Annotated in this window: 11 protein-coding genes; 8 read left to right on the top strand and 3 right to left on the bottom strand. The window is 47.3% G+C overall.

Going from position 1 to position 13,489, the window contains the following annotated elements; all coding sequences use genetic code 11:
• Positions 1–192 precede the first annotated feature (192 nt).
• From add to B4H10_RS07430, 3 genes are read left to right on the top strand one after another with little or no spacing between them, the layout of a single operon-like run.
• Positions 193–1,209: an adenosine deaminase gene (gene add / locus B4H10_RS07420; RefSeq protein ID WP_059076196.1), complete on the top strand. Its 1,017-nt coding sequence runs from the start codon at positions 193–195 to the stop codon at positions 1,207–1,209.
• Positions 1,210–1,267: 58 nt separating this feature from the next.
• Positions 1,268–2,605 (top strand): NCS2 family permease, encoded by a 1,338-nt coding sequence (locus B4H10_RS07425; protein ID WP_170087357.1) that lies wholly within the window; start codon positions 1,268–1,270, stop codon positions 2,603–2,605.
• A gap of 11 nt (positions 2,606–2,616) precedes the next feature.
• The gene (locus B4H10_RS07430) at positions 2,617–4,398 is read left to right on the top strand and encodes an adenine deaminase C-terminal domain-containing protein (protein ID WP_059076194.1); all 1,782 of its coding nucleotides are present in this window, start codon (positions 2,617–2,619) and stop codon (positions 4,396–4,398) included.
• Positions 4,399–4,507: 109 nt separating this feature from the next.
• On the opposite strand, the gene B4H10_RS07435 is transcribed toward B4H10_RS07430, so the two are convergent.
• Positions 4,508–5,611, bottom strand: a complete 1,104-nt coding sequence (locus tag B4H10_RS07435; protein ID WP_292018556.1) for a hypothetical protein — start codon at positions 5,609–5,611, stop codon at positions 4,508–4,510.
• Positions 5,612–5,778: 167 nt separating this feature from the next.
• Positions 5,779–6,342, bottom strand: coding sequence for a flavodoxin family protein (locus B4H10_RS07440; protein WP_059076192.1), 564 nt, complete (start codon positions 6,340–6,342; stop codon positions 5,779–5,781).
• A 201-nt stretch (positions 6,343–6,543) separates the two neighbouring features.
• Between B4H10_RS07440 and B4H10_RS07445 the strand changes: the two genes are divergently transcribed.
• The gene (locus B4H10_RS07445) at positions 6,544–7,146 is read left to right on the top strand and encodes a hypothetical protein (protein ID WP_292018557.1); all 603 of its coding nucleotides are present in this window, start codon (positions 6,544–6,546) and stop codon (positions 7,144–7,146) included.
• 5 nt (positions 7,147–7,151) lie between these two features.
• Here the strand turns inward: B4H10_RS07445 and B4H10_RS07450 are convergent, their stop codons facing one another.
• Positions 7,152–9,032: a PrpR N-terminal domain-containing protein gene (locus B4H10_RS07450; protein WP_292018558.1), complete on the bottom strand. Its 1,881-nt coding sequence runs from the start codon at positions 9,030–9,032 to the stop codon at positions 7,152–7,154.
• A 227-nt stretch (positions 9,033–9,259) separates the two neighbouring features.
• On the opposite strand from B4H10_RS07450, the gene B4H10_RS07455 reads away from it, so the two are divergent.
• From B4H10_RS07455 to B4H10_RS07470, 4 genes are read left to right on the top strand one after another with little or no spacing between them, the layout of a single operon-like run.
• Entirely contained in the window at positions 9,260–10,390 is a 1,131-nt protein-coding gene (locus tag B4H10_RS07455) for an aconitase family protein (RefSeq protein WP_292018559.1), read from the top strand.
• 13 nt (positions 10,391–10,403) lie between these two features.
• A complete protein-coding gene (locus B4H10_RS07460) occupies positions 10,404–10,904 on the top strand; it encodes a 3-isopropylmalate dehydratase (protein WP_075581691.1) in 501 nt (166 codons plus the stop codon).
• A gap of 16 nt (positions 10,905–10,920) precedes the next feature.
• Positions 10,921–12,207, top strand: coding sequence for a 2-hydroxycarboxylate transporter family protein (locus B4H10_RS07465; RefSeq protein WP_292018560.1), 1,287 nt, complete (start codon positions 10,921–10,923; stop codon positions 12,205–12,207).
• Positions 12,208–12,227: 20 nt separating this feature from the next.
• Positions 12,228–13,481: a 3-isopropylmalate dehydratase large subunit gene (locus tag B4H10_RS07470; RefSeq protein WP_292018561.1), complete on the top strand. Its 1,254-nt coding sequence runs from the start codon at positions 12,228–12,230 to the stop codon at positions 13,479–13,481.
• Positions 13,482–13,489: the final 8 nt, after the last annotated feature.

Raw genomic sequence — 13,489 nt, forward strand, 5'->3', positions numbered from 1 at the left:
TATAATAAATCCGTGATGAATTACATAATTAAGACTCCAGTGGCGCTGGAGTCCGGGAAAAAGGAATGGCTGTTGTACGCTGATAGCGTGCGGCAGCCTATTTTTTTTGTTGGTTATTCATCATATGTCTATGTGTATTACAAACGCATGGATGTATCATTTTTTGTTTTTATGATAACAGGAGGTCTATCTATGGCTACAGAAGTCACGAAAGAATTTATCGTAGGCATGCCGAAAGCAGAATTACATTTGCACATCGAAGGTACTCTGGAACCAGAATTAAAATTAAAACTGGCTCAGAAAAATCATGTAGATATCGGTCAGACTACGATCGAAGAAGTACGGGCATCATATCAGTATGACGACCTGGCTTCATTCCTGGCTGTATATTATCCTGCCATGAATGTATTGCAGACAGAAGATGATTTCTATGATTTGGCCATGGAATATATTCATCATGCCGCAGAAAATAATGTCCGTCATGCTGAAATTTTCTTTGATCCCCAGGCACACACGAGCCGTGGTATCGCTTTTGAAACCTTCATCAACGGCTTATACCGGGCTACTGTCGATGCCCGGGCACTCAATATCGATGCCAGACTGATTATGTGTTTCTTACGGGATATGTCCCGTGAATCGGCCCGCAAAACGCTGGAAGAATCCCTTCCGTACCGCGATAAGTTCATTGGTGTCGGCCTCGATTCAGACGAACACAATAATCCGCCCATGAAATTTTTCAATCAATTTACCCAGGCCGAACAGTATGGCCTGCATCTTACGGCACATGCAGATATCGACCAGAAAGATTCTATTGAACACATCCGTGAACTGCTGGAAGTTATCGGCGTCGAACGGATAGATCACGGCACCAATATCGTTGAAGATCCGGATCTGGTTGCCTACGCGGCCAATCATCATATCGGCTTTACGACATGCCCGCTGTCCAATACGTTCGTACGGCCTGAAATGAAGGGACCGGAAGTACTGGAATTGCTCGATAAGGGCGTCAAGATCTCGGCACACTCCGATGATCCTGCGTATTTCGGCGGATATATCAGTGATAATTACTATGCCCTGGCAGATGCTTTCAACCTGACGAAAGAACAAGTAGTGATGCTGGCGCGGAATTCCTTTGAAACATCCTGGATCAGTAAAGAACAAAAGGCTATTTATATTGCCGAACTGGAAGAATATGCAAGAACCCATTAAGAAAATCGCAGTGCAACAGCGTGTCTATTTATTTATATAATGAGGGGTACATATTTTTATGTCTAGCAACCAATCTATGGGAATTTTGGATAAAGTCTTTCATTTATCTGAAAACAATACAACAGTAAAGAGGGAATGTCTGGCAGGTCTGACGACATTTGTCTCCATGGCGTATATTCTCTTTGTCAATCCGATTATCCTGGGAGATGCGGGTATGGATGCCGGTGCTGTTTTTACGGCTACGGCCTTATCAGCTATCATGGGCTGCCTGCTCATGGGTTTTTTGGCTAATTATCCGATTGCTATCGCCCCAGGTCTGGGTGACAACGCCTTCTTTACTTATTCAGTCGTCCTTGCCATGGGTATTCCCTGGCAACAGGCTATGGGCGGTGTTTTCATCGCGTCCATTTTGTTTACGCTCGTTTCCTTTTTTAAGATCCGGGAAATCATCATCGATGCGATTCCTCAGGATTTGAAATATGCTATGGCTGCTGGTATCGGCATTTTCATTTCCTTCGTGGGATTGCAGGGAGGCGGTATCGTCATTGGCGATCCTTCTTCTCTGGTAGCAATCGGGTCGTTTAAAGTTCCGACGACTTGGCTTACTATCTTTGGTGTTTTCGTAACGGCTATCCTCATGGCAAAGAAAGTGCCTGGATCCATCTTTTACGGTATCGTCCTGACGGCTGTCATGGGACTGGTGACACAGATAATACCGCCTCCGGAAAGCATTATTTCCATGGCGCCGAGTCTGGATCCGACGTTCGGTGTAGGCGTGACGAATATGGCGTCTATTCTTACAGATCCTCAGATGTGGGCCGTAGTGATCATCTTTTTCCTGGTGGCCTTTTTCGATACGGCTGGCACGCTCATCGGACTGGCACAACAGGCCGGAATTATGCATAATGGCAAAATGCCCCGCATCGGCCGGGCTCTCATGGCAGATTCTCTGTCCATGCTCGGTGGTGCTGTTATGGGAACGACTCCTACGGCAGCTTATGTCGAATCTTCGGCCGGCATAGCTGTCGGTGCCCGTACAGGCCTGACAGCCGTTGTCGTAGCGATTCTCTTCGCCTTTAGTATGATTTTTTCACCTCTTCTGGCCGTCGTTACGGCTCAGGTTACGGCTCCGGCCCTGATTATCGTCGGCGTTCTCATGACATCGTCTCTTAAGGAAATCCACTGGAATCAGTTTGAAATCGCCTTCCCGGCTTTCATGGTCATCATCGGCATGCCACTGACATTTAATATTTCGTATGGCATCGCCTTCGGGTTCCTGTTTTATCCAATCCTGATGACTATTGCCGGACGGCGCAGAGAACTCAATCCACTCATCTGGGTCATGTTTGTTCTCTTCCTCATTCTGTTGTATACGCTGACTATTCTTAAATTTTAAGGAGATTATACATGCTTACGAAAGAACTGTTATCTGATTATATCGATGCTGGTGCAGCCCGGATTAAAGCCGATATGGCTGTTATCGGCGGTACGCTGATCAATGTCAATACGGGTGAATACTATAAGGCAGACGTGGCTGTCTATAAAGGGAAAATCGTCGCCGTTGAAAGTGATATTTCTGACTATATCGATGAACATACGCAAAAAATAGACGCGACAGGAACCTATCTGGCTCCGGGACTTATTGACTGCCATATCCATGTAGAATGCAGCAAAATGAGCATGACACGTTTTGCCCAGGCCGTCGTTCCCCACGGTACGACCAGTATTGTCAGTGGTCTCGATGAATATATTTCCGTCATCGGCGTCGATGGGCTGGAAGCCATTTTCAAGGAAGTCGATGCATCTCCTATGAAAGTATTCTGGGCACTGCCTTATAAGACACCGTATACGATTCCCGTTTCGACCATTGCGTATAATGTGACAGCTAAAGATCATGCAAAATATCATCAGGATCCTCGCTGTTATGGTATATGGGAACTGGTACGTGAAGCTGTCCAGACTAAGGATCCGGATACGATGGAAGCACTCGTCCTGGCCAGAAAATATCATCGGCCTATTTTTGGCTGCAGTCCCCTGGCTAAGGGCAAGGCTCTCAACGAATATCTCATGAGTGGTGTTCGTGTCGATCACGAAAGTTATGACCACCAGGAATTCCTGGAAAAAGCCCGCAAAGGGATGCACACGATTATCCGGGAATCAGCAGTCACGAAATTCCTTAAAGAAAATGTCCGCGCTATTACCGAAGGCGCACCGGGCATAGCCCGTCATACCAGCTTTTGCTCTGATGATGTAAACGCCCGGGGCATTCTCAAAGAAGGTCATATCGACCATATGGTACATCTGGCCATCGCCGCGGGAATCGAACCGATGACGGCCATCCAGATGGCGACAATTAATGCGGCAGAAGCTTATGAAATCGACGACCGTGTCGGTTCTATTGCACCAGGCAAGGATGCGGATATCCTTCTCGTCGATCAGCCGGGGACTTTCCGTGTACAGACAGTCATCAGTAAGGGGATACTGGTGACAGAAAAGGGAGAAAATAAATTCGAGTATACTGTACCCAGACGGGATGATTCCCTGTTGCACACCGTACAGCATGCACCGCTGACGGCAGATGATTTTGCCTATCATGTAGATATGGATGAAGGAAAGGCTGTCGTAGAAACGATCAACAGTATCGGGCCGTTCATGCGCAGACGCCGTGACGTCGAACTGGATGTCCGCGGAGGTATTGTCCGTCCCAGTGCCGAAAAAGACGTGGCCCTCGTATCGGTCATTGAACGTTATGGCATAAATGGTAACATGTCCAAGGGTTTCATTTCCGGATGGTCATTTAAGAAAGGTGCTATTGCCACGACGGCGGCTCCTGACGATAATAACCTCGTCGTCGCTGGTGCCAATTATGATGATATGGCACTGGCTGCCAATACACTGATCGAACAAGGCGGGGGACAGGTCGTCGTCATTGATGGAAAGATTGTTTCGTTCCTGCCGCTGCCCATTGCAGGTATTGCATCAGACCTGACACCGGAAGAATTGGCACAGAAAGAAAATGAACTCGACGAAGCGGCCAAAGCGATTGGCAGCCGTCTCCCGGATCCGATTTTTTATCTGTCCTTCCTGCCCATCACGGCGATTCCTGACCTGGCAATTACCGATGGTGGCAACGTAGATTATACAAAGCTGTCTTACTTTGATCCTATCCTGGAATTGAAGGATAGATGATTTTTCTTAAGACATAGCTAAAAAGACTGTGCATGATATTTTCATCGTGCACAGTCTTTTTAGCTTATATTCCTGCTTAAATTTTTCCGTTCGAGTACCTATTATGGAGTTAATGATATATGAAATAGACGGCCGTACTGGTCAGGATACCGGCACCTATATATACGGCCATAAGGGTCAGGATGAGATGACGCCGGGCAGAAAATACGGGCCGGAATGCACCATGTATAGAACCGGCAAGCATGACATAGGTGTCACTTCCTGTTGCCGATACGTCCTGTCCGGCATGAGGTGTCGTCGTGCCGGGCAGTGATCCGGAAGTTGTGGGAGCCGGGTGGGAACCATGATAGGACAGGTTATTTTCGATGATTCCGTCAGGATTGGAGCGTATGTAGTCATGGACGTATTCCGTGTGGCCGTCCGGTGCGATACGCGTATAACCATTGACATGATGGTAACCCGATGGCGCTTTGATGAATCCGTCATGACTGACGGCGCTGTCGGGAGCAAAAGCCCCATCGTGGGTAAAGTCGCCAGATATACCGTCAGCTATGGCCCCGTCTACGGCAGCTGCTTTTAAGAAGGGGAGAATCAGGGCGATGATGACAAGGGGGATGCTTCCCATGATGCTAAGGGCTCCGGAAGCGGTATAGCCATTACGGTACAACCAGTACAGCAGCATCTGGAAAATAAAGGCAATGACTATAGCCAATGTTGTAAAAGCCAGACAGGTAAAAAAGAAAGCAGGCCTGTTTATCAGATGGAGTAGTGATTGAGGCAGGAGAAGCACAATCTGGCGCAGTCCACTAAAGATGTAATGGTATCCTGTATAGATCCATTGTATTTTAAAATACAGTGTCAAAGCCAGACCGTAGACGAACATTCCGGCAATGACGGCCCGCCAGTTTTTGAGGATAAAGCCGATACGGGCCAGAAATAAAACGACCATGATAATAAAGGCGACCGGTGCCAGAAAAGGAAAGGCCAGACAAATACCGGAGGCAATGACCGATACGACAACCATAGTCAGCAGCATGCGCCATGCCGTCAGAATGAAAAAGGCGCAAAAAAAGCCAATAATGACCATGGGATGATGGCCTTTGATAAAAATATACATGATAATGGAAAAAATAGCGATGGCACTGATTGCATTGTGCCATGTCAGAAGTTGGGATGAGACCCATTCGGAGCGCGTCATAGTTTGCTTATTCATATTATCCCCCGTTTATACTATAATCATTCCTATATTACGTGAGGTTATAGAAAAAAGCAAGAAAAAAGAGACTGGATACAGTCTCTTTTAGGATAGGAATGGAACATAAGCCTGCAAGGCAGGAAAAAACGCTATGTTCAGGCTTTTTACGATTTTGTTAGGATACTTCAGCGGATGAAATTGGTCATGACTTTGGCTTCCGTTTCCGGTGCGGAGATACCGGCCTTTTTACCGGCTTCAATGCACTTCAGTATCCACGCCATGTTGCGGCCTAGGACGCGCATGATTTGAAGACCTTCGGCATCCTGACGGACTTCATCAGGCGTATTGCCATGTACCATGGGCCAGTAGTTGGAAGCGACACTTACCATCTGATGATAGGCCAGGTATTTATTGAGGACATCGAGAGTAGCAGTCGTTCCGGCACGACGGGCAGATGCAACGGTTGCCCCAACTTTGTGTACGAGGGCCGCACCGGCTTTTCCGGCGAGCTGATCCATAAAGGAAACGATTTCTCCTGACGGGGAAGCCCAGTATACGGGAGAACCGATGACGAGACCATCGGCGGTCTTCATTTTTTCAGCAACGGCATTGATTGTAGCCGTATCCGGAACAGCATGGATGATTTCTGCATCAATTCCGTTTTCTTTCAGCGTATCAGCGACGACAGAAAGTGCCGTATAGGTGCAGCCCTTTTCGCGGCGGCTGCCATTGAGCAAAATAACTTTCATGAAAATCCCTCCTGTATGTCATTGCAAATTTTTATCAATTTTACATATCTACTATATCACGCAAAAGGCAAATAGTCAAACAAGAAAAATTAAATGGAATTGCAGAAAAATAAGGATGTTTTTTACTGCGAAAAAGTATATACTAAAAATAAAAGCTAGTACTATTATAATCGTATGTATCAAACAAAGAAGGTGAGTGTCATGGCCTATCGGGAATGTCCCGGATGCGGTTTTTTCTATGTCAGTGATGAAGAGGATACGTGTCCTGAATGCGGTTGGCCTGTGCCGCGGAAATGCCCGTTTTGTGGCAGTGAATATGAAAGCCGGGATGTTATCTGTCCAGGATGCGGGAGACAAATCAATACGTTCACCCATCAGGTACTACCTGAATCCGATGAAGGGACTGATGACTTTGATACAGGATATGACAGGGGCTTTGACATAGGTTTTGATAAAGGCTATGATTACGGCCATGACCGGGGGTTTGAAAAAGGGTTTGAAGCGGGCCGTAATAATGATCTGGCAGCTCTGGAAACTGTGCAGAAACGAAGACAGGACCGGAAAACGGGGCAGACTATGCAACAGACAGATACAGTTGTGACAGAAGATACAGAGGATGCTCCTACAGAGGAACCATCGGCGATGGATCCAACATCAGCACAGGAGACCCCGATGCCATGGATCTCCAAAGTGATTGGCGTCCTGCTCGTTCTCCTGTGTTTGGCTGTCGTCATCGCTATTATAGGACTGCAGCCGGTAGTCATTATCTTTGTTCTCCTTGTTTTATACGCCCTGCTCCGCTGAAGAATTCAGGTACTATGGAGCAAGCGCCATAATGTCGTACGGCTCATATTCAGTTTTTCAGCGATTTCTTTATACGTACAGCCGAACAGGGAATGGAGCTTTTGAATACCGGCACGGAAGTTTTTCAAATCGGTGACAGGTGTTTCCATCAGTGCCGGATATTGGAGATATAGATCTTCTTTTACATTGTTTTCACCGATGGCTTCCATCAGAAGCTGATAGCGGTAACGCAGGGTTGGACTGGCTGCTGTTTTTAGCTGCAGGGCATAGCGGATACTGACGCTGCGCAGTTCAATGATATTGCCGGGCCAGCTGTATGTGGTAAGCAGTTGTGTCATATGTTCACTGAGATGGGTATGCCGTTTTTGCGGCAGCTGTTGATGGACGTAGTTCACAAAGAGCTCACAGATATCTTCCGGCCGGTCCCGGAGTGGCGGCAATGTCAGACAATGAATAGACAGAAGCCGGCGCAGCCCTATAGGCAGCTGCCGGTATTCCTGATCGGTGGCTACTGTATAAAATAAAATATCCAGCACTACGGGTTCTCCGTTTTCCGGGGAGATGTATTGCTGTTTTGTCAGAACTTCCTGCAGGATAGCCAGGAGTCGCGGACCGGCCAGACCGGGATGAATGATAATGATACTGCCACCGGCGGCATGAAAAAAGAGACCGCTGTGTGTGTATCCGTTCTGTGTACGTCCATAAAGGGTGTAAACGGCCTGTTCGTCTGTTGTAGAAGAACAATCCAGTGTCATACAGGGATTGCCCGAACGGCGGGATGCATTGTGCAGGCAATGAGCCAGCTCTTCACCACCACAGCCGGCAGGACCGATAAGAGTGGTGGCGTATTCGATGGGAGAAATATGACGGCAAAGCTGTACAAGATGACTCATGACAGGTGAATACGCGGTGATTTTTTCCAGTTTATAAACCGGGGCAATAGTATACCGCTGTTGCTTCCGGTCTTTTTTTGTGTTGTGCGGGGTGGGATGAAACGTGAGGAGAACGCCACCAGCGTGAAAACCAATTGTGATGCGGCTGAAGACACAGCGCATCATGGTACCATTGATTACGTGGTAACTATCTTTCTGGCTGAGTCCGCTTTTCAGAAATGTATCCAAAGGCAGGTTGGGAAATATCTCTGTCAATGTCCGGCCACTGACCTGATGCAATGTCAGTCCTGTATAATTCTGCATGGTACGATTAAAAAATTCGATGACCTGTTCTGTATTAATAATGACGATACCAAGCTGGGTTGTTCCCAGTAACGATTCAGTAATGACACGATGGCGTCGTGCTGCATAGATTCTTTTTATCTGTTCACCAGCAGCCAGACAGGCATCGCGGATGGCTTCTCTTCCTGCATAGACGAGGAGTGATGCTTTGCCGGCTGCATCGGCTGCGTCCTGAGCAGCTGCCGGACCAATCAGTATATCGCATTGCGTTTTTCTGGCGATGGAATAAATCTGTGGAATCGCATCGTAAACGAGTTCTGTAAGACGGATCTTCATCAATTGCTGAAATACATCCAGATGCAGAGGGGCTGCGTGACGGTAACGCATGATGCCAATGTGCTGGTATCCCTGATCCAGCGCTGTGCGGATGGCCCGGAGATAATCTATATCCTGAACCTGAAAGGGAATGACGGGGTAACTGTAGTGGTTGGCAAATAGTGTTGCTCCGGCGGGACCAGCTACAAATATTTCACATCCCTGACGGATTGCTCTGGTGACGCAGGCATCCTGATCGGCCAGGCCGGCTTCAATGACGATATATTCGACTCCTGTGTCAGGTAACTTGCGAATGACATCATGGACTATGTGAAGAATACGGCTGTAGGCCAGTACACAGATACGGAAGGAACGGGTATCAGCTGAAAATGACATGTAAGTCTCCTTTCAAAATAGTCCTGTAAAACCGAATTATATGAAAATTATGGGAGAAAAAATAATAGAAAAATATATATATGTTTCAATTTAGGTAAAATATAGCATTTTTTGAAACAAATAACAATAGATTACCTTTGTTTACTCATAAATTGGCAGATAAGATAAAACCATGTACAATCAAAGAACTAAAAGAAATACGATATCAGAAAGGATGAATGGAACCTATGGATAAAATGCAGATACGACAGCTTTTACAGAATACCCGGTCTGTTTGTTCTATCTGGCCCGATTACATCATGGTGACAGACGCACTGAGTGACAAAACGATAGATGCCATTCTGTCAGAACCGACGATTCAGAGTGAGAAAATCATTGTTTGTATTGACCATGATACGCCTAATAGCTCCATCGATATAGGTGCCAGACAGCGCCGGCTGATTCGCTGGGCTGTAGAAAAAGGGTTGGCTATAGAATCGTGCCAGGGCATCGGGTATATTCGTTTAATAGAAAAATATGTACAAGAAGGACAGATTGTTGCTGGTACTGGGAGTCATATGGCCGGCCTGGGATCGGCAGGGGCCCTGGGAATTACTGTTTCGGAAGAAGTATTGCCTTCTGTCGTATCGGGTGGGCCCTTACAGCTTATTAGTCCAACTGTACAGCGTATTGCCATACGGGGCAGCATGGCTGAAACTGTATCTGCACAGGATGCGGCACTGGCATTACTGAAAATGTTGAAACAGAATGGAAGGACAGGAGATCTATTCCTTTTTGCAAAGAAGGATATGGCGGTTTTTTCACAAGATCAGTGTTATGATTTCTGCCATCTTCTGCAGCAGGCCGGGGGAATCAGTGCCATAATCATGGATACAGAACAAGCTCCTTCTATGACGTTCGATGTATCGGATGTATGCCCTCTTGCCGTTCAACCGGGAAATCAGACTCATATCGTCCCCCTGCAGGAACAGGTACCTGTTCCTGTGCAAGAGGTATTTATTGGTGGTTGTCGAGGCGGTAAATTATCCGATTTACGAGCTGCTGCCTCTGTTCTCCAGGGGAAACGGATTGCTTATCGTCTGCGCCTGATTGTCGCGCCTGCAACGAGTACTGTGTACCTGCAGGCTTTGCAGGAGGGTCTGATTGATATTTTCCTGGATTCCGGTGCCATCGTCATGAATCAGGGGTGCAGTGTCTGCTGGGGCCGGGCGCAGGGAATACTTGACGCGGGTGAGACCCTGGTTTCTACGGGATCCTATCACTATCCCGGCTGCTCCGGGGATGTATCGGCAAAGGTCTATCTGACATCACCGCAGGTGGCAGCCAGGTGCGCCCTGAGTGGCATTCTGCAGGAATAGGAGGTGTTTGCATATGGAAATGCGTTTTGAAGGACGAATATGGAAGTTAGGGGATGATATTGATACGGATATCATCATGCCGACCCAGTGGCTGACACTGGATACGATGGACGAAGTCAAAAAACACGCCTTTGAACCACTGCGGCCGGAACTGGCAGCTGCGATAAGACCAGGAGATATTATCGTGGCAGGACATAATTTCGGCTGTGGATCTTCCAGGGAACAGGCTCCGGAAGCGTTGAGTGCATTGAAAATCCGCTGTATTATTGCAAAATCATTTGCCCGGATATTTTTCCGTAATGCTATTAATAACGGACTCTTATTGATTGAATGCAATGAACTGGCAGATCATGTCGTTGAGGGTGATGTCGTAACCGTAGAAATAAACCGGTACGTGTCTTGTCATGGGAAGAAATATGATATTCCCCACATACCGGATAATATTTTTCAGATTATTGAAGACGGCGGCCTTGTCAAAAGTATGCAGAAACGCAATGGAATCATAAAGGGGTAAGAAAGGAGAGACACATATGGAAGCGACAAAAAGACTGCAGATTTTGAATATGGACTGGCCTTATTTCATACTGGCTTTTGTTATTCTCAATCTGGCCCTTTTCTTTAAATTTCTACCGGGAAGTCTGGCCGGTGTATTGCCATTGCTCATCGTATACGGTGAAGCATTCCGGTTCATTGGCGACCGCATTCCTATCGTCAAAGATTATCTGGGCGGCGGATCCATTGTTGTATTATTTGGTACATCAGCTATGGTGATGTATGGATTGGTGCCGGATGATTTTGCCAAAACCTGCAAAACGTTTATGACCGGGACTTTTATTAATTTTGCATTGGCAGCTCTCTGTTGCGGCAGTATTTTTGGCATGGACCGCAAATTGCTTATCAGAGCTGCTATCCGGTATTTGCCCTGTATCATAGGTGGCTTTATCCTGGCCATCCTTTTTGGCGGTGCAGCGGGACTTCTCTTTGGAAATATTTTTTCAGAAACGACATTGTTTATTTCCGTCCCCATCATGGGAGGAGGGACATCGGCTGGTGCCGTTCCACTTTCCCAGATGTTTGGTGAAATCATGCAGCGCGATGTAGGTGAATTATTAGCCCTGATGACGCCGGCTGTAGCATTGGGGAATGCGTTTGCCATCATTGCAGCAGGGCTTCTGGACCGTCTTGGAAAAATACATCCCTGGATGACGGGAAACGGTCATATTATGCGTGACGAAGGAAAACAGGCAGAATCCGAAGAAGCAAAAAAAGAGGAACCAGTAACGAATTTATCTGTCTTTGCCGTCGGTATGACTTTTGCCGGTATTTTCCTGGCTCTGGGTATGTTGATTCAACGGTTCATTCCGAGTATTCATGCCTATGCCTGGATGATTCTGTTAATGATTGTTGTTAAAGTTCTGGGAATATTGCCAGCTAACATTGAACGATATTGCGCTCTTTGGTTCCAGTTCTTCATCAAAAATTTCACCAATACCCTTCTGGCCGGGCTGGGCTTTGGTCTGATCAGCCTGAGTGCCGTCATTCCTGCTTTGACGCCCAGTTATGTAATCATTGTAGCCGCAGTCGTATTAGGTGCCATCGTCGGAGCAGCTGTTGTCGGCTGGTTTGTCGGGTTCTATCCCATCGAAGCCGCTATTACAGCCGGCCTCTGTATGGCGAATATGGGCGGTTCCGGTGACATTGCTACACTTGGTGCCTGCAAAAGAATGGAACTCATGCCTTTTGCTGCCGTTTCATCCCGTCTGGGCGGTGCCCTCGTATTGATTGCAGGCAGTGTTATTTTATCCTTTGTCTTATAGTACGGAAGGAGACTGCTATCATGGGACATACATTAGCAGAAAAAATTCTGATGCATAATACAGGCGTAGCAGACTGCAGACCCGGTGACATCGTCATCACTCATCCGGACTGCGTCATGTTTCACGATATCTATACGACAAATGTATACCGGAAGTTCAAGGAAATGGGATTTACTAAATCCTGGGATCCGGAAAAAGTCATCATTATGTTCGACCATCTGCTTCCGACCTGCCTTCCCCTCGATGGGGATCACCTGAAATACGGATATCAGTTTGCCGAAGAATTCGGCGCCCGCAAAGTCCATGCCGGCGACGGCATCTGCCATCAGCTTATGCCGGAACTGGGATATGCCCGGCCTGGTGACGTCGTATTTGTCACTGATTCCCATACGACAACCTACGGTGCTGTCAGCGCTTTTTCTACGGGTATCGGCTACACGGAAATGGCTGCCGTCCTGGGTACAGGAGAAATGTGGGTCCGCGTACCGTCAGCCATTAAAATCCAGATAGACGGCACACTGCCGGACGGAGTCTGCTCCAAAGACATCGCCCTGCGCATCCTGGGAGATCTGAAAGCTGCCGGCGGCACCTATAAATCCCTGGAATTCTGTGGCTCTACCATCGATGCCATGCCCGTTGACGAACGGCTGACCATTGCCAATATGGCCGTCGAATGCGGTGCCAAAGTCGGACTGTTCGCACCGACAAAAGAAAGTTGTGCTTACAGCAACGTAAAATATGATGATGTATCGTGGCTCCATTTTGATGACGATGCAGAGTACGAAAAAGTGCTGACGTATAAAGCTGAAGATATGGTACCGTATATTGCGGCCCATCCGTACGTAGATAACGTCAAACCGCTGTCCGAACTGGAAGGAATGAAAGTAGATAAAGTATTCATCGGTTCCTGTACGAATGGAAGGCTGCAGGATCTGGCAGCTGCCGCCCGTGTACTGAATGGACGTCATATTGCACCTCATATCGAACTGCTCATCACACCGGCATCGCGGTCCATTTTTAAACAGGCCATTGCTCTGGGATACATACAAACATTTATTCAGGCTGGAGCTATGGTTACTCATCCCTATTGCTCGCTCTGTGAAGGCAGAAGTGGCGGGTTATTGTCTGATGATGAAGTATTACTTGGAACGAATAACCGGAATTTCCTGGGCCGTCTGGGCAGCCCGAAGTCCAAAACATACCTGGGTTCACCAGTTGTAGCGGCTGCCACGGCTGTTGCTGGTCATTTAATACATCCCGCTGATTTAAAATAGGAGAGATA

This window comes from Megasphaera sp. UBA4382, assembly GCF_002391155.1.
Taxonomy (GTDB): Bacteria; Bacillota; Negativicutes; order Veillonellales; family Megasphaeraceae; genus Megasphaera; species Megasphaera hexanoica.